Source organism: Pedobacter sp. SYSU D00535, assembly GCF_017355855.1.
Lineage (GTDB): Bacteria > Bacteroidota > Bacteroidia > Sphingobacteriales > Sphingobacteriaceae > Desertivirga.
Genome location: NZ_JAFEWD010000004.1, coordinates 305,200 through 322,861, shown reverse-complemented (window position 1 = coordinate 322,861; position 17,662 = coordinate 305,200). Strand labels below are relative to the sequence as shown.

Here is a 17,662-nt window from a genome sequence, read left to right as displayed (position 1 = left end):
TGAGAATAGATCTGTCCCGACGAAATATTGGGGCTAGATCTGGTTCCCCTGCATCTAAACAACTCTCTCATGTTAACCTACCTATATCCGGAGCCTCAACCAGCTCTTACCGCCTTGCCACCTAGAAGGCAAAGCATCGCAACGTTAAAACCATTGATTATTTTGATCATCAGCCTGGGTATCCTGCTGCGACTTATTCACTACTTTTACAACCGTTCCCTTTGGATTGATGAGGTGTATTTGTCAACAAGCTTCCTTCACCTCGACTTCCTGGAGTTAGCCTCGGGTCCCTTGGATAGCGAACAAAAAGCGCCCCTGGGATTTCTTTGGGCCACCAAACTCTTTGTAGTACTTTTTGGTCCAGGAGAGATGGCCTTGCGTGCCTTTCCTCTATTATGCGGACTTATCAGCCTTGTAGCAGCCTTGCCCACCTTAAGACATTTCATCCCCTCTCCGGCAGGAGTCGCATTAGCTCTTGCGGCGATCTGTTTCTCTCCCGTACTGGTCTATCACACGGTAGAAGCCAAACAATACAGTACAGAGCTACTGGCTTCCCTACTTGCAGTAAACGGCTATATCTTTTTCCAGGCCAGGCTTGAAATCAAATGGTTAGTGCTTTGGGGAATTTTTGGAGCGCTGCTACTCTGGTTCTCCTTCTCCTCTATCTTTGTATTAGGGGGAATAGCGGCGACCGTAGTATTTATTCATCTGAAAAACAGGTCCTGGAAAACCTTTTCGCTTTTGCTAATTCCTTTCGGGATCTGGCTAGTTTCTCTGATTGTAAACTACGTCTTCTTTCTAAAAGACTATGATGACTCTGCATGGCTGGTGGAATGGTTTAGAGAACGTAATAGCTTTATGCCCTTTCCGCCACTTTCTCTTACAGACCTGATGTGGTATGTGAAAAGGCCTTTCACTTTAATGGACTATCCATTGGGCTTAAGCTGGTTCCCCGGCCAAGCACGTTCCACGGCAGGGCAGGTCATCCTTCGCATGGCGCTCATTCCGGTGGCCTTGATGTTTTACGGAGCGTATAAATTATACAAGAAGAACGCGACACAATTCTTCATTGTTGTGCTTCCCATCACCCTTCACTTACTAGCTTCTGCACTAGAGGTTTACCCATTCTTTGAACGGCTTACGGTCTACCTTTCCCCTCTGTTAATTATTCTGATTGTGACTGGCTGTCTTGCTGCTTCTCAAAAACTACTACAGGCAACGCAGCGACCCCTACTCTTTTACATCTTGCCGGCACTTGTTATTTCGGGCGCGATAGGCAATAGCGTTGTTCAAACAATCAGGAAGGACTTGCTGGGTGGCTACAAAAACTGGGAACAGCGGGAGATGTATACCTATATCCAAAAGCATGTCCGCAACGGCGATCTGGTTTACATTTACTGGAACAGCAAATGGCCTTACTATTACTACCGGCAAGCATATCATCTCGATTTTAAAGCTATGGTGGGAGGCGATTTCCGGCGCTCGTCAAAGTCGCTGAATGAATATCATGCAAAGCTAAAACAGGAGCTCAACAGCTTGAAGCAGTATAAGCGGATTTGGTTTGTGTATATGAACTACCCCAGCTTTAACTTGGGTGATGATATCCGGCAATTCAACTGGTATTACCAGCATCCCGAACACCTCGAGAGCCTTCCCTCAAAGCTTAGTTTTTTAGGAAAAAGAATTGACACCTTCCAGACTCGTGAAAATATAAATGCTTATTTGTATGAGACAAGGTAATCCCAATACTGATTTACTTATCCCGCACGCATCTAAAGCCCACATGTTCCATGCTACTGTCTTCAGTGCTTTTCATTCTTCTGGCAACCCGATAGCCGGAACAGTATGAATCATTGCATAAGAAAGAACCTCCCCGCATAACCCGCTTCAAAGCATCGGGTTCATCAGGGTCAAAACTCGTAGCGGGGCCGCTTGGGTTGTCAGCACCGCTTTTTACCTGCTCGTAATAGGCATTATGATAGAGGTCCGCACACCATTCCCATACGTTTCCGCCCATATCATACAGTCCGTATCTGTTAGCAGGAAAAGATTTTACAGGAGCCGAAGTATAAAACTTATCGAGAAGGGTGTTCTTATGGGGAAAGTCTCCTTGCCAGAAGTTTGCTTTGGGAGTTCCCGAACTTGCAGGTTCATTTCCCCAGGGATAAACATTGTTTTTTAGCCCGCCCCTGGCTGCGTATTCCCATTCGGCTTCAGTTGGTAAACGCTTGCCCGCCCATTTTGCATAGGCTTGGGCATCCAGCCAGGAAACATGCACTACCGGAAAATCCTCCTTCCCCACGATATCTGTCCCCGGCCCTCCCGGATGTCTCCAGTTTGCGCCCTCCTTCCACTCCCACCACTGCGAATAGTCGCTCAATCCCACCGCTCCATCCGGCGCTTCAAATACCAGAGAAGAAGGCACTAAGACGCTTTCATCCGGCTTTGGTGTCCCTGCAGGCAGCTGCTTCTTGAGCTCCTCCCAGTCGGGCTTCCGTTCGGCTGTGGTGACGTAGCCAGTAGCCCTAACAAAGGCTGCGAATTGAGCGTTAGTGACCTCCGTCGCATCCATCCAAAAACCTCGCACTTTTACCTTATGTTTTGGAAACTCATCTGCTGCAGCCTGCTCATTATCGCCCCCCTGCTCAAACTCTCCCCCGGCAATCCACACCATTCCCGGGTTCTCAGTAGAGCCTGATTGTTTTTCCTGTCCGTTTGTCACTGATGATCCAAAAGACAACATCAGTGATGCCGAAAAAAATACTAAAAGCCTGAGTAAACTGTTTTTTGTCCTCATGATACTATAAATTCCAGTCCTTCTCAGTTTCCCTAAATCCTTGTTTTTTTATACTTCGTTCAGCGAACTGAAGACTGGGTATGACATTCAGAAGGTTAAATTAGGGAATTGGAAGCTTAGCTCAACAAACTATCCGTTTTACAGCACTTTGTAAAGATGCGACTGAAGCGCTGCTCCCCTGTGAGGCGTTAAATTTTCCTTAAAAATTCCCTTACTCATTGGCGGCTTATTAGCGTATTAATAAAAATTCAGAGACTCAGTGCAAATAAGATAAAAAGCTGTGTTCTATCGCTTTTCAGGCATTATTTCTCAAATTCCAGTGGCACACTTTTGGCCGAGCACGTATAAATACTTAAGCACGTATAAAATACTAATACCTTCGCCATGAAAACATTAAAATCTACAGTTGTCGATTTGCTAAGAGAGGAAGAGTGCATTGATGTTGAATTTTCTTCGTTTATGAATCACATTGTTGTGAAGTTGAACGATGATGACTTTGAAAGGGGCTCGTTGGAGATTGAGCGCAAGATAAAGCAATGCATCAACAGGCGCCTTCCACACAGGACCGAGGATATCCTTTTTGACATCTTGTCGGAGGATAAGGAAACTACCTTTCTGTTACCTAAACAGCTGCCTTAGATAAAGACAGCAAATTCCGTAGGGTTAATGCTCTACGGAATCCCTAAAATCCCAGCAAGTCATTGGACACAATCCATGTTATCTAGCCACTTCCAGATCCTTCAACACTTTATAGCGAATCCACAAAAAGTCGTCATATATCCTATCGGCCGATTTAATTTTGAACTGTGTCGCCTTACGGTTTTCATATCCCTCTACTGCTTCAAAAACAGTAGGCGACCCAATTGTTCCATCAGCCACTGGTGCTAAAACAAGGCTAAACTCGTCAATCAAACCAGCATTTAAAAACGACCCGTTTACATGACCTCCTCCATCAATCCGAACTACTTTAATCCCAAACAGCTGATACAATTTCTGCAGAACCAGATCTAAATCGAGTTCCTTCTCGCCTCCGAAAATATAAGAAACGTTCTTACTGTGCAGATGCTCCAGGTAAGCTGAAGACACCTGCTCCGTAAGCACCTCAATTACATGCTCGGTAGACACCATATTGGTATCCCAAAAGCATTTGCCAGACGGATCTATGACTACTGCATAAACTTTTGCAGGCTGGTCTGCTACAAAATCCTCCTTCGCAATAACATTCGGAAAAAGGCTTAGATCGTGCTCCTCTTTGCTCGAAAATTCCTGCATTGTTACCCGGCCCACCAACCAGGCGTCCGCCTCTATTTTTGCGGCAGTTTCTTCAAAGTATTTATGGTGGTCCTTAAATCCCCAGATATCCTGCTTGATACGACCGTCAACCGATCCAAGCATATGGCAAATAACGAATGGCTTCATAAGTTAAAAAAGTTAAACATTGGCAATGGGCCCATAATAAAAGTTTGAATAGAACCTCGTTTAAATGCACTCATCCAGCAAGTACATGATTGATTCATAATTTTTACCTACCGCTTCTGACATCGCGATCTCGCAAGTTTTGGAGCTGGAGTAGTAGCCGTCATAGCTTTCCTGCTTTACTTCCGTAGCTTCAGGCCTCGTTGCCGAATCTGTTAGCTCCGGAAATAAGAATCCCCGGTCGCCGGCCATTCCACAGCAGCCAGCATGAAGTGGAATCTTCACTTCCTTTGCCAGTTGCAATGCGATCTGCTGAAACTTGCTCTCCAGCCCCATCTTTGTTAATGAGCATACCGGATGCAACACCACTTTTTCCTTTTTAGTTTTTATCACAGCACGAGGTAGAAGAAAATCAAGAATGTATTCGACACTATCGATGATCTTTAAATTATCGTACTTTTCCTTATTCGCCTCCGAAAGAACATTACGACAGTTCTGCAAAGTTTGCGTACAGGAGGTGATATCCAACACTACGGGCAGGCTTCCCTCATCTGTCCACTTCCACAATTTTTCAATTGTAGCATTTGCAGTGTAGGCGTAAGCCTTACTAAAACCCTTCGAAGAAAAGATCTGCCCGCAGCAGGTACTATCAATGTCTGAAGGAATACGAAACTCGGTACCGGTTTTTTCTGAGATACTAATAAAGGTCTCTACAACACTCTTTTTCCTGTCAGCCGAACCTCCCATTACACGGGAAATACAGGTAGGAAAATAGACTACTCCTGCATCAGTTAAAGTACGGCGCTCAGCTACCGGCGGACTCACCTTAATTTGATCAGACCATAGGGGCGTTGCCGGTACCAGGCGTTTCATGCCGCGGGTTAACCGAAGCAGGGATTGATCGCCTAAAATATTATTCAAGCTTAAGCCTGCGCCAATACCTGCCTTTACTGTAGCCGCCACGGCCCCAAAGTTTTTAGCTACCAGCAGGGCTAAGGAATTGGCAAATTCACTATGATTCTCCTTTCGCAGGCGCTTCACGAGGTTGCCGGTGTTGATGTCTACCGGACAAGCTGTTGCACAAAGGCCGTCCACTGCACAAGTGTCCAGACCATCATATTGATATTGATGCAGGAGTTCCTTGTATTTCTTCCGGTCGCCCTGACGTTTTAATTTCAAAATTGCCCTGCGAACGACGATGCGGCGGCGGGGAGTAAGTGTAATATCTTTACTTGGACAACGGTGTTCGCAGAAGCCACACTCCATACATTTGTCGACTTCCTCTTCCACCAGAGGCAAGTCTTTTAAATTTTTGATGTGCGCTTGTTTATCTGCATTAATAATAACGCCGGGATTTAGCAAGTTTGCCGGATCCACTACCTCTTTCAACGCTTTCATAATCCCGTAGATTTCCGGTCCCCATTCTGTCTCTACAAAAGGGGCCATATTTCGGCCTGTTCCATGTTCGGCCTTTAGCGTTCCGCCATGCTTTTCTACTACCAGTGTCACCACCTCCCGTAAAAAGCGATCGTACCTTTCTACTTCCTCTTGTGTATCAAATGCTTGTGTAACTACGAAATGAATGTTTCCGTCCTTAGCATGACCAAAGATGATTGCATTTGAATACTCGAACTTCCTGAACAATACCTGCAGATCAAGAATAGCATCGCCAAGCTGAGCAACAGGGAACGCCACATCTTCCAGGATGACGGTAGTCCCGCTCTTTCTTACGGCGCCAACAGCCGGAAACATTCCTTTTCTTACTTTCCAGAGTAGGGCTTGCCGAGCAGGGTCGGTTGTAAATTCTGCCGGATAAAGTAACGATATCTGGGATTCGAGCGCTTTAAAAGCCGCTACTTTCAATTGAAGATCATCAGTAGATTCAGCCTGGTACTCGACAAGCAGGGCTGAGGCTGTCTCCGGCAGCGATTTTATTACCTCCGGCACACCAGCCATATGCTCAATTGATCTTAAAGAAGCCCGATCCATTAACTCCACCGCTTCCGCTCCTGAGGCTGTCAACGGCACTATCGCCTGGCAGGCGGCATAAATGTCTTTAAAAAACAGCAGCGAAGTAGATTTATTGGGATAGTCGGGAACAGTACTCAACACCGCCTCTGCTATAAAGCCCAGGGTTCCTTCTGCTCCAATCAGCAAATGGGCAAGGATATCAAGAGGATGTTCGAAATCAATAAAAGCATTAACCGAGTAACCAACTGTATTCTTGGTCTTATACTTTTTCCTGATTAATTCATGAAGCTTTTCGTTTGCGAGTATTTCAGTGCGTAAGGATAAGAGCCGGTTGGCTATTTCCGGCACTTCGTCGCTGAATCTTGCGTAATCTTCAGGGCGCTCGGTCGAATAGGATTGCCCATCAGGGAGGATGAATCGAATATATTTTGTAGTGTGATAAGAGTTCTTGCTCACGCCACAGCACATGCCGCTGGCATTGTTCGATAAAATACCGCCCATCATTGCAGAATTGATGCTTGCCGGATCAGGTCCGATTTTGCGCTGATACTTACGCAACTGCGCATTCACCATCGCGCCTGTCACACCCGGCTGGACCCGCACCTGCTGCCCCTGCTCTTCAATTTTTACCCGGTTCCAGTACTGACTGAGGTCGACCAAGATTCCATCTGTTACCGATTGACCGGAAAGGCTAGTCCCAGCCGTTCGGAAGGTAAGCGGCAACTTGTGTGCTCTCGAAAATTCGAAGAGAGCTACTATTTCTTCCTCACTGACCGGCTGCACCACTGCCTGAGGCTGCAAATGATAGAAACCTGCATCAGCAGCGTAGGCAATAAGATCTATTAAGCGGGCTTTAATTCTTTCTTCCGGAAGAATTGATGTTAAAAGTTTACCAATTAGCATGGGATAACATTTGGGAATTAAGAGCAGTCTACTGTTTGTTAACTAAACTTTCCCGGCTTTATTACAAAGTGGATCATAATCGCCGGATAGCTACCACAAAGATTCAAATATATGTAGGAGTATTGGAATTGACTGAAGAGATTTACAATCAAGCCAAGGTTTGTACGGTGTCCAGAACACTTGCTAAACCTTCTAGCGTGAATGGCTTTTGAAGATAGGCATCACCACCTAGTTCTGCTACCCTGCTGCTAGTAAGGAAAGCATTGGAAGTAATGACTATGGCAGCTTTGACCAGCTTTTCAGAGGGATTGGACGATTCAACGAACAGATGCCGATGTTTCAGGAGCAACGGACGATTAATAATCACTATCTCCGGTTCAATATCAACCAGCTGGATCGCAAGCACATCTGAGGAATGATGGATAGTTGGCCTGTAATGAAGAATTTGCAGCGCTTCTGCAATCATCTCAGCTGTAAAAACGTCTTTTTCTACAATTAAAACCCTTTTCATCAACTTCAATACCTCCCGCTAAAATACAGCTATTTTTTAAAAAACTGAGCTTTTGATTTCGAGATGAACTTCGAATTGAACTCCTACCTGCTGCTAGCGCCATATTTATTTAAGGATAACGATCGAGAATTCTTGAAGGTAGCAGATTCGAGGCTAAACACTTCTGCTGCCTTTTACGTTACCTTGCTATGCTTGAAGCGCCTTCCATTATCCTCCTTTGTCAACAGGCAAAACATTTTATCGGGCAAAAAGTAACAGCAATTGAGGGAGATGAAACAGACTTTGAGACGAGCAGACTTTGGAATTGCCCGCTTCTGGCCCTAAGGACTTTTGGAAAAGAACTGCTGCTCTGTTTTCCCAACTTTACGATCAGCCTTACTTTCCCACCTTCAGCCGCTTTCGCTATCAATGCCGTAGAAAACTTGCCATTGCATCTGGCAATTAGGTTTGAAAAAGGTTCCATATTCTTTTACAGGACACAAAGTACACTCATTGAACAGCCGATAGAAGAGGTTTACGATTTCCGTGCTGAGGTAATGAATGAATTATGGGACGGCGACCTCGCGTATGAAAAACTGCTGCAAATACCCCAGCATTCTATTGGTAAAGCGTTACGGTGTCAAAATATTTTTTCAGGTGTAGGCAATAAGATAAGTGACGAAGTACTTTACCGGTTGAAAATCCATCCACACAGCCTGGTCGGTTCTATCCCGAAAGCAAAACTAAAGGAGTTGATCGATGAAACGGTTAAAATAAGTTTTGAAATGCTGGATTGGTTGTTAGATGGCTCGGCTGAAAACCATCTTCTCGTCCATAACAAGCAGCTTTGCCCAGGCGATCTGAGACCATTAAAATATGAGGAAGATGACGAGTTGGAAAACAGCTATTACTGTGAGCAATGTCAGATTCTCTTTCGGTAAACCTAAAGCTACTGGTTCAGAGATACATACATCTCACACTGCGTCAGCCATTCCCCTTTTATTTTTCGCCACATCGCCGAATAGCGGCCGTGATACTTTTCATTCTTGTACCTCCAGACCCCCTTCTCCCAGGCCATCGTTCCCGACTCAGCAACCAGTACTTCGTCAGGCAGTCGCTCAAAGACCGGGGAGCCGTGCTTGAACATGCTTCTCCAGTCGCCCATAATTTTCATCTTACCCTTTGAATAGCTTCCGTCTCCGGCAATTTGTACGAAATCATTCATCCAAAACCTTGCTACCTGGTCCACGTCTTTTCTGGCAATAGCGGCATTCGATGCCATCCGAGCATAAGTGATCGCTTGAACGGCAACTTCTTTTTCTACTGAAGATAGGTCTGCATTCATCAATTAATCCGGATCTACCCGCCGAAGATACGCTGCTTCTAAGTTTTCAAAAAATCTTCTTCAATTGCGGCACCAAGATTCTGCAAGTCCTCCGGAGAAAGAGAAACCTTACTTTCACCGATAATTTCCCATCTTCCACCTTCAGTTTGCTGTATTACACCATCTCTATCCTCGTCTGCAGGTATCATTTCTCCTCCCTCGTAAGGATCTGACAGATGCAGTACAAAACCGAATTTTCCCTCATCAAGAACCTGAACAGTAGCAACTGTTTTTACACCTGCCATCAAAAATTGCGTCATAAAAGTTTCCATACTAGATAAATCAGTAATTGCGGATTTGGTTTGAAATATAAACCAGCTTAGCCTACTTAGCCGCTTTTTGAAGAACTTTGCCAATTCCGGTAATAGTTTTGCTTTCTTTGCTAAAGTTAAATTTACAGCAACGTGTGGTCAGAAAAATTAAAGCTGAGTAAGCAAATAACAAAATCAGTTATGGAAGCGGGCTTTCTTGCTCCTAAGGAAGTACAAGCGAGAACTTTGTCGCGAATTGGCGGAGGTCAGGATGTGATAGCGATCGGTCCGGAAGGTTCAGGAAAGACAACAACGTACGTACTAGGGGTATTGAGCCGATTAAAATACGGGGTTGAAGAAGCTCCGCGATCACTAATTCTGGTTCCGGACCGCGAAAAAGTGGAGCACGTTATAGCTCAGTTTGATCTTTTAAACAAAAATAAAACTATCCGTGTCCGTGGCGCATTCGCCGGTCCGAGTCTGGAAAGCCAGATGGACGACATTTTACAGGGTACTGATATAGTAGTGGCCACGCCGGACAGAGCGAGAGCCATCTATTTAAAATTAGGACTCAATCTGAACAAGATAGTGATGTTTGTAGTGGATGATGCGGACCAGATTGTGAAGCAAGGCCTGCAGCTTCCTGTGGTTGAACTGGCTAACAGTATCAAAAATTGCCAGCACTTAATATTTTCTGAAGTGCTTCACGAGCGCTTAGAGAAGATGATTAACCCCTTCATGAAAGATCCTGCGGTAATAGAAGTTGAAGATATGGAAGAGTCAGAAATTCAAACGCTGCCTCAGCTACTGTACCAGGTTCCCAATTTCAGAACGAAAATTAATCTGCTACAGTTACTTTTGGAAGATGATGAAATCTTTACGAAGGTACTGGTTTTTGTAAATACTCGTCTAACAGCCGAAAGGATCTACACCAGCTTGAAACCGAATTTAAAAAAGACAGCAGCGATACTAAAACCGATAAGTTTTGAGTCGCATGGGACGGAAACCGTAGAGGAGTTCCTCCAGCAGGACGATCGGATTCTGTTGATAGCTGATGAGTTACAGCTGGAAACGGAAGACTGGCCAGTACCCTTTATCATGCACGTTGAGCTTCCCAAGGAAAAAGAGATGTACATCTCCCGGATAGTAGGGAGTGAGGCAGATGCAGATATCGAAAAGCTCGCTATCACACTTTGTACAGATCTGGAGCTTGGAGATGTACGAAAGATAGAACAAGCAATTGGCAAAAAAATGGAGGTGGCCGAACTTCCAGAAGGGCTGCAAATTGCAAAAGAAACAGAGGTGCTTAAAGAAAAGCAACCCTCTATAGCAGATGAATCGCGGGGCGCCGCATTCCATCCCAAAAAGGCAGCGAATGCAAAAGATTATAACTTGAGCGCTAGTAAGAAGGCCAGAATGAACAAAAAGAAAAAGCACTAGTAGGATCGAGTAACCGGAACAACATCCGGTTACTCGCTTTAAAATGCTGGCAGGTTTAACTCAGAGCTGCAACGGGTACAAGTGTAAGACATAGCAAGAAATCCGTTACCTTTTTCCTTATCCCCCTGAATTTTCGTCCCTACATATTTATACCTGTGCTTGCACTCCCTTTTTCTTAGCAGGATGTTTGTAATGGAGGCGAGTAATTTAGTGTACATATTCCAAATACGATTTGGAATATACAAATGTGGCGAATGAAATAGGAAATTAAATCTTTAGTTAACAAAACGTCAATAAAGAGAAAACAAGAATAACCTCTCGCCTCTATTATTCGCCGGTCTGCTCAACTAAACGAATTTCAAAATCAGAAATCGTAATAAGTCGTTGTTTATACAGCCCTCCTATAACCTGCTTAAAAGCCTTTTTACTCATTTTCAATTGCTGCTTAATCTCCTCTGGATCACTTTTATCCCCCAATTTCAGTACCCCACCATTTTTTTTAATGATTTCAAGTAAGACATCCTTGGATTCGAGTATAAAATCAAAACCGATTGGACGAAGGCTCAGATCTATTTTCTTATTCTCTCTGATTTTTTTGATAAATCCCTGTTTCTCTTCGCCGATCTCCAGTTCTTCATAAACCTCATTATGATACAGCAACCCGATATACCGGTTGTTTATGATCGCAGAATACCCAAGTTCACTGCGTTCACAAATCAGCAGACTCACTTCATCTCCCTCTTCAAGATCTCCAACTTCCACATCTACATATTCATCCAGGTAGGAGGAAGCTGTAATCTTGCCACTGCGCTCATCCAGATAAACATAAACTACATGCTTGTCGCCTTTAAACATCGGTCGTTTCTGCTCCCTTGCTGGCACAAAAACGTCTTTATCAATTCCGATATCTACAAACACGCCCTTCTCATTCTCTCCCACCACTGTCAGGTAAGCAAAATCTCCTACACAAGCGAAAGGACGCTCCAGGGTAGCAACAAGATTCTCGTCTTTGTTGAGATATACAAATACGAAAAACTCTTCCTGGTCCTCCTCATATGAAATAAGTTCCTTTGCCGGCAGCAATACTTCTCTTTCGCCGTCGGTGAGAATCACCCCATCGTATGTTTTACGCTTAAAATTTAGATTATTATAACTTCCGATCTCAATCATTTCGCCAAAGGTAATTAATTGCAGCTTGAATAGAATCCGTTTTTACTATCCCTTCTGCACCTGGGCAAAGAGAATGCCATCAGGCCCGGAAATTTCAAGGCTTAGTTATCGAATGTGGATCTTTTCGCAGTAATCCAATACCCAAACTGATTACGCCAAAAACCAGACAAACTACTCCGAGATATAGGATAATAATAAATTGGTTCGGCTTCGTTAGCTGGGCACCTGAGGCTGAGGCAAAAAAACCGCCACTGATAAGAATTGCCGAAGCAGGGAAAGAAAAACCGGTTAATTTCCTGAGCGTACTATTCATAATCGCCTGTTCCAGATAAAGTACAGCTACCAGAGAAAAAATTACCAAAACACCTGCGTGGGCATGCCCTGCCCTAAACATGGCTTTCTGAAAATCGGTTAAAGCGAATTCATCATGGTTGCCCGATAACACCGAAAGTAAAAAGTATCCGCCATAGGCGATGGTAGGCACCGTCAATAATATTATACCGGCTAGTCTTTTAGAGTCTCTGTTCATATGTCCTATTTGATAAACAAAAATTGAAACTCTCCCGCAAATTGTAAATTGACCTATGTTACAATCGTTAACGCTTTGCAAGCTTTTTTCTTAACCTGCTCAACGACTCTCTTTCAAGGCCCAGATAGGATGCAATATGATAAAGTGGAATCTGTTCGAAAACAGATTTTCGTTGCTGCAACAGCTGCAAATACCTCTCCTCTGCATTCATAAAGAGGAACGATTCGATCCGTTGGGAAGAATGAACAAAAATTTTTTCTGCTATCACTCTGCCGAAGCGTTCCCAGTTTTTCGAAAAAGCATAAGCCCGCAGCAGAACAGAGCGGTGAAACACTATGAGCTCGGTATCCTCAAGTGCCTGGATAGAATAACTGGAGGGAGACTCGCTAAGAAAACTCTGATAGGATACCGCGAATTCATTAGCCAAAAAGAATCCCGTATTTATTTCCTTTTCCTCCTTTTGATAAAACATCCGCATACAGCCTGATTCAACAAATGCTATCTCCTCACAAATCTTCCCTGCCTTAAGAAAGAACTCGCTTTTCGCGATCGTTTTCTTTGTCAGAAACTCCTTAAAAAAGTCACAGTCTTCATCCGACAGAAATGAAATCTGCCTTATATACTGCTTGTAGTTTTCGAAGCTCTTAGGATCCAAGTAAAAGTTGAGTTTAGGTTAAAACCGTTGCCTATTTTAACCTGATTCTATTTCGGTAAAATTAAAAGTAAATATTTATTACAAAAACTAACATCTCTCTAAATATAAATACAACCTAAACAGGCCAATACACGTATCAATTCCTTATACTTCAAAGAGTTATACGAGTATCAAGGGAAGAACGATGAACGCCAAGAATGAACAAAACAAAGTAAAAATCTCACTGGAAATCATTTTTTCGCTACTGCTTCTACTATGTGCAATCGTTGCGTTTACAACACTGCTATAGTAAAAATAGCGCAAAAAAGACTCGGCATTAACAATTGTAGCTATAGGCCAAACCTATAGCTACAATTGTTTCCGTACCTTTGCATCTCTTGCGTTGAACTTCACTTCAATTTCAGAAATGTCTTGTCAAGTTACGGCTATTAGTTCCTATGTCCCTCACCGCATTATTACCAATGCCTATTTTGAAAAGCTTGTGGAGACAAGCGACGAGTGGATTCAAACCCGGACAGGAATCATAGAACGACGTTTTACGGCGGAAAACGAGTATACTACTCATCTTTGTTATCGTGCGGCTAGAAACCTGGTCGAAGAGCGTCCTGATATTCGTCTAGAGGACGTTGACTTCATTATGGTAGCCACCTCAACCCCAGACCACTCAGTCCCGAGTGTGGCCAGCCAGGTACAAAATGAACTAGGTATAAAGAATTGCGGCACTTTAGACATTGCATCTGCATGTGCAGGTTTTGTTTATGGCTTAACACTCGCAAAAGGACTAATTGCAGCTGGAACTCACCGAAAGATCCTCGTCTTTGGCGCTGAAAATCTCTCCAGATACCTCGATCTGAACAACCGTAACTTGTGTATCTTATTTGGAGACGCCGCAGGCGTCGCCTTAATCGAGGCATCTGAACTTAACAAACTCTTCGCCCCTATAAGTGGCACCGAGGGTAGTATGGGGAAAGATTTATACCGATCCTCCCTTTCCACCAAGATTAATAATGTGCCCGCTTTTGCGGATGGAAAAACACATCAGAACGGCAGAGTTGTGTTTAAGTGGGTTGTCCAGAATATCAGCGAAAACCTCCTCCGGCTGGCGGAAAAGAACCAGATTTCATTAAACCAAATAGACTGGATTATCCTGCACAGTGCCAATCTTCGGATAATTGAAGCCGTCTCCCGTCAAATTGACTTCCCAATGGAAAAGATGCTTCAAAGTATTCAATATTTTGGCAACACCTCTTCAGCTTCCATCCCCCTTGCTTGGCACCAGGGATTAAAAAACGGAAAATTGAAACCAGGCGACAAAATGCTTCTGATGGGCTTTGGCGGGGGAATGACCTACGCAGGGATTATGTTGGAGTGCTAGTAAAAATCTAATCATGCTGAACCCTGTAACTTAACGCTTTCTCCTCGTAATTACTTCGATAACCTTCCCTATTCTTATTATCCTTGTCGAGTTTCAGGAGAATTAGAACCAAGGCGATGTCAAATATGAAAAAGAGCACTATGAAAAATACGGAAAGAAACATAAAAACCTCCTTAAAAATAGTTAGCAGAAACTCCCGGACATAAGCTATAAGAACCTATTGAAGAGCTAATGATTTATACGGCAGCCAATTCTAAAAAGTTAGACATAGTAGATAGTTTCTATGTATAAAAAGACAACTTATTTGCTTTTTGTTTCAATTATCCCTTCAATATTTTTCCTTCAAGATAATAAAAGTAGTTCAAACAAAAAACCCCTCTTGATAGAGGGGTTTTACTGTACTTACTTTAATTAAATAAACCGGTTGATGACATTCTCAAGATACTCTTGTTTGCCACTTTTAACTTCAGGTTCGCCGTTCTCAATCGCGAAAGCGCGTAAATCTTCCAAAGATAATTTACCCTCTTCAAACTCCTTTCCTTTTCCACTATCAAACGATGCATAACGTTCCTGGCGGAATTTCTTGTAGTCTGATTTTTGAAGAATGTTATCCGCTGTAATCAAGGCACGAGCAAAGGAGTCCATGCCACCTACGTGAGCAATGAACAGGTCGTCCATGTCAGTAGAATTCCTTCTTATCTTAGCGTCAAAATTAACGCCCCCACCCTGCAAGCCGCCAGCTTCTAAAAAGATAAGCATTGCCTCGGTCAGCTCGTTCAGATTATTCGGAAACTGATCAGTATCCCATCCATTTTGATAATCACCGCGATTTGCATCCACAGAGCCTAATACACCCGCATCTGCCGCGACCTGCAGCTCGTGCTGGAAAGTATGACCAGCCAGGGTAGCGTGATTAACTTCAATGTTAATTTTGAAGTCGTTCAACAAATCATGCTCGCGTAAGAAACCAATAACCGTTTCGCAGTCAAAATCATACTGATGTTTTGATGGCTCTGCAGGTTTCGGTTCAATAAAGAAAGTACCTGTAAATCCGTTCTTTCTTGCATAATCCTTGGCCGTATGCAGGAAACGGGCAAAGTGTTCTTTCTCACGCTTCATATTTGTATTCAGAAGACTCATATAACCTTCGCGACCGCCCCAAAATACGTAGTTCTCCCCGCCCAATTCAATTGTAGCGTCTAGTGCTGCTTTAACCTGTGCCGCACCATGTGTTAACACATGAAAATCAGGATTTGTCGAGGCTCCATTCATATATCTTCTGTGGGAGAAAAGATTAGCTGTTCCCCAAAGAAGCTTCACCCCACTGGCAGCCTGCTTTTCTTTTGCATATTCCACCAATGTCTGTAGCCTTCTTTCGTTTTCAACGATGTCATTCCCATAGTCAACTACGTCCACGTCGTGGAAGCAGTAGTACGGAAGGTTCATTTTGGTGATAAACTCGAAAGCTGCATCCATTTTGTCTTTTGCGCGCTCAATTGGATCCGATTTTTTATCCCATGGAAAAATGTGAGTAGGTCCACCGAAAGGATCGCTTCCATTTCCGCAGAAAGAATGCCAGTAGGCGCAGGCAAACTTAAAATGATCTTTCAACGTTTTGCCAGCTACCACGCGGTTCTCATCGTACCAACGGAATGCTAAGGGGTTATCTGACTCCAGGCCTTCAAACTTGATCTGGCCAATGCCTTTAAAGAACTCTGTGTCACCAGAGACAATATTTGCCATATTTTACTTAATTATACTTTTATGAATTGATTAATTGTTTCTCTAATAATTTCTTCCAATCCTGATAAATTGGTTCGTACACGTCCGACGTTCCTGGCTCTACTAATAAAAGAGGCTTAATATTACTGAAAGCCTCTTGTTCTGAAGAGAATATCCCAGCTCCTATCCCCGATCCTAACGCAGCACCTGCGCTTCCGTCGTTTTCATAAAATTCCACAGGTACATTAGTAGCATTCACAAACGCTTCGGTGAAAAGTTGGCTTTGAAAAAGATTTGCTTTACCTACCCTGATTACGCTGGGGTTCATGCCGTTTTCTCTCATAATATCCAGCCCGTATCTGAACGCAAAAGCTATTCCTTCCTGCACTGCCCGAAAAATATGGGCCTGCGTATGAAGATTAAGGTCGATATTATGAAAATGAACTCCGACAATCTTGTTATTCAACATCCGCTCGGCGCCATTACCAAAAGGGAGAATCCGCAGACCTTCGCTGCCAATGGCCACCTGCTGGCCCATGCTGTTCATATCTGAATACGAAACACCCGAGCCGCACAGATTTTTCGTCCAGCGATTAAGGATTCCCGTACCATTGATGCATAATAACACTCCCATCCGTCTTGTCTCATCTCTGTAATTCACGTGAGCGAAGGTGTTAACACGAGACTGCTTATCATAAGTGAGTTGGTCACTCACGCCGTAAATAACACCCGACGTCCCAGCTGTTGCCGCAACTTCGCCCGGTTTCAGTACATTAAGAGAAAGCGCATTATTCGGTTGGTCGCCGGCTTTGTAGGTTACAGGAACTCCTGCCTTCAATCCCAATTTTGCAGCAATAGCTTGTGTTAATGCCCCATGCTCAGAGAACACTGGTTTAACCTGGGGGAATAAAGATTTATCAAAACCGAAATAGGAGGTAACGTCTTCTGACAGCGCACCGGCTTGAAAATCCCATAGTATTCCTTCCGATAAGGCAGATACGCTTGTCGTGATCTCCCCGGTAAGCTTCATAGAAACGAAATCGCCGGGAAGCATAACCTTATAGATTTTTGCGTAAAGTTCCGGTTCATTATTCTTTACCCACGCTAGCTTTGCAGCTGTAAAATTTCCAGGAGAGTTTAATAACCGCGATAAGCTCTTCTCCTCCCCTATGCTCTCGAAAGCTTTGTTACCAATTTCCACTGCGCGGCTATCGCACCAGATAATTGAGTCGCGAAGCACTTCCTGATTTTGATCAACTACTACCAAACCGTGCATCTGGTAGGCAATTCCAATTGCTGCTATCTCTAAAGGATTATAGAGCCCTGATGAGTTTGCTTTCAATACGGCTTGCTGCACATGCTCCCACCACATCTCTGGCGACTGCTCTGCCCACCCCGGTTGAATTGATTTAATTTCTGATTCTGTTTCAGGATACTGGGCCGAAACTACTGCCCGCTGAGTTTCTGAATCAACGATAGAAACTTTGATGGATGATGTACCTACATCAATTCCTAAAAGAAGCATTTATAATAGGTTTAATATTTACAACAACGCCAAC

16 protein-coding genes are annotated in these 17,662 nt (G+C 43.8%); 5 read left to right on the top strand and 11 right to left on the bottom strand.

Annotated features, from left to right (window positions below):
- The first annotated feature begins 69 nt into the window (after positions 1-69).
- On the top strand, positions 70-1,740 hold the full coding sequence (locus J4N23_RS11975; RefSeq protein WP_207427555.1) for a glycosyltransferase family 39 protein: 1,671 nt from the start codon (positions 70-72) through the stop codon (positions 1,738-1,740).
- A 13-nt stretch (positions 1,741-1,753) separates the two neighbouring features.
- Here the strand turns inward: J4N23_RS11975 and J4N23_RS11970 are convergent, their stop codons facing one another.
- Positions 1,754-2,743: a formylglycine-generating enzyme family protein gene (locus J4N23_RS11970; RefSeq protein WP_242689200.1), complete on the bottom strand. Its 990-nt coding sequence runs from the start codon at positions 2,741-2,743 to the stop codon at positions 1,754-1,756.
- 438 nt (positions 2,744-3,181) lie between these two features.
- On the opposite strand from J4N23_RS11970, the gene J4N23_RS11965 reads away from it, so the two are divergent.
- The gene (locus tag J4N23_RS11965; RefSeq protein WP_207427551.1) at positions 3,182-3,436 is read left to right on the top strand and encodes a hypothetical protein; all 255 of its coding nucleotides are present in this window, start codon (positions 3,182-3,184) and stop codon (positions 3,434-3,436) included.
- Positions 3,437-3,514: 78 nt separating this feature from the next.
- On the opposite strand, the gene J4N23_RS11960 is transcribed toward J4N23_RS11965, so the two are convergent.
- The 3 genes from J4N23_RS11960 to J4N23_RS11950 form a co-directional block, all read right to left on the bottom strand.
- A complete protein-coding gene (locus J4N23_RS11960; protein WP_207427550.1) occupies positions 3,515-4,216 on the bottom strand; it encodes a RibD family protein in 702 nt (233 codons plus the stop codon).
- Positions 4,217-4,276: 60 nt separating this feature from the next.
- Positions 4,277-7,087 carry an FAD-binding and (Fe-S)-binding domain-containing protein gene (locus J4N23_RS11955; protein WP_207427549.1) on the bottom strand — a complete coding sequence of 937 codons (2,811 nt, stop codon included), beginning with the start codon at positions 7,085-7,087 and terminating at the stop codon, positions 4,277-4,279.
- Between the two features lie 148 nt (positions 7,088-7,235).
- A complete protein-coding gene (locus tag J4N23_RS11950) occupies positions 7,236-7,598 on the bottom strand; it encodes a response regulator transcription factor (protein WP_207427547.1) in 363 nt (120 codons plus the stop codon).
- A gap of 188 nt (positions 7,599-7,786) precedes the next feature.
- On the opposite strand from J4N23_RS11950, the gene J4N23_RS11945 reads away from it, so the two are divergent.
- Complete coding sequence (locus tag J4N23_RS11945) at positions 7,787-8,518, top strand: hypothetical protein (RefSeq protein ID WP_207427545.1); 732 nt, start codon at positions 7,787-7,789, stop codon at positions 8,516-8,518.
- 8 nt (positions 8,519-8,526) lie between these two features.
- Here J4N23_RS11945 and J4N23_RS11940 read toward each other — a convergent pair whose 3' ends face one another.
- Both J4N23_RS11940 and J4N23_RS11935 read right to left on the bottom strand, forming a co-directional pair.
- Positions 8,527-8,922 carry a DUF4440 domain-containing protein gene (locus tag J4N23_RS11940; protein ID WP_207427543.1) on the bottom strand — a complete coding sequence of 132 codons (396 nt, stop codon included), beginning with the start codon at positions 8,920-8,922 and terminating at the stop codon, positions 8,527-8,529.
- 38 nt (positions 8,923-8,960) lie between these two features.
- Positions 8,961-9,233, bottom strand: coding sequence for a hypothetical protein (locus J4N23_RS11935; RefSeq protein ID WP_207427542.1), 273 nt, complete (start codon positions 9,231-9,233; stop codon positions 8,961-8,963).
- Between the two features lie 180 nt (positions 9,234-9,413).
- On the opposite strand from J4N23_RS11935, the gene J4N23_RS11930 reads away from it, so the two are divergent.
- On the top strand, positions 9,414-10,652 hold the full coding sequence (locus tag J4N23_RS11930; RefSeq protein WP_242689199.1) for a DEAD/DEAH box helicase: 1,239 nt from the start codon (positions 9,414-9,416) through the stop codon (positions 10,650-10,652).
- Positions 10,653-10,979: 327 nt separating this feature from the next.
- Here the strand turns inward: J4N23_RS11930 and J4N23_RS11925 are convergent, their stop codons facing one another.
- The 3 genes from J4N23_RS11925 to J4N23_RS11915 all read right to left on the bottom strand — a co-directional run bounded on the left by J4N23_RS11925 (position 10,980) and on the right by J4N23_RS11915 (position 13,006).
- Positions 10,980-11,822: a S1 RNA-binding domain-containing protein gene (locus J4N23_RS11925; RefSeq protein ID WP_207427540.1), complete on the bottom strand. Its 843-nt coding sequence runs from the start codon at positions 11,820-11,822 to the stop codon at positions 10,980-10,982.
- A gap of 94 nt (positions 11,823-11,916) precedes the next feature.
- Positions 11,917-12,351, bottom strand: a complete 435-nt coding sequence (locus J4N23_RS11920; RefSeq protein WP_207427539.1) for a hypothetical protein — start codon at positions 12,349-12,351, stop codon at positions 11,917-11,919.
- Between the two features lie 67 nt (positions 12,352-12,418).
- Positions 12,419-13,006 carry a Crp/Fnr family transcriptional regulator gene (locus J4N23_RS11915; RefSeq protein ID WP_207427538.1) on the bottom strand — a complete coding sequence of 196 codons (588 nt, stop codon included), beginning with the start codon at positions 13,004-13,006 and terminating at the stop codon, positions 12,419-12,421.
- A 406-nt stretch (positions 13,007-13,412) separates the two neighbouring features.
- On the opposite strand from J4N23_RS11915, the gene J4N23_RS11910 reads away from it, so the two are divergent.
- Complete coding sequence (locus J4N23_RS11910; RefSeq protein ID WP_207427537.1) at positions 13,413-14,381, top strand: ketoacyl-ACP synthase III; 969 nt, start codon at positions 13,413-13,415, stop codon at positions 14,379-14,381.
- Positions 14,382-14,792: 411 nt separating this feature from the next.
- Here the strand turns inward: J4N23_RS11910 and xylA are convergent, their stop codons facing one another.
- Both xylA and J4N23_RS11900 read right to left on the bottom strand, forming a co-directional pair.
- Positions 14,793-16,124: a xylose isomerase gene (gene xylA / locus J4N23_RS11905; protein ID WP_207427535.1), complete on the bottom strand. Its 1,332-nt coding sequence runs from the start codon at positions 16,122-16,124 to the stop codon at positions 14,793-14,795.
- Between the two features lie 19 nt (positions 16,125-16,143).
- The gene (locus J4N23_RS11900) at positions 16,144-17,628 is read right to left on the bottom strand and encodes a xylulokinase (protein WP_207427533.1); all 1,485 of its coding nucleotides are present in this window, start codon (positions 17,626-17,628) and stop codon (positions 16,144-16,146) included.
- Positions 17,629-17,662 lie beyond the last annotated feature (34 nt).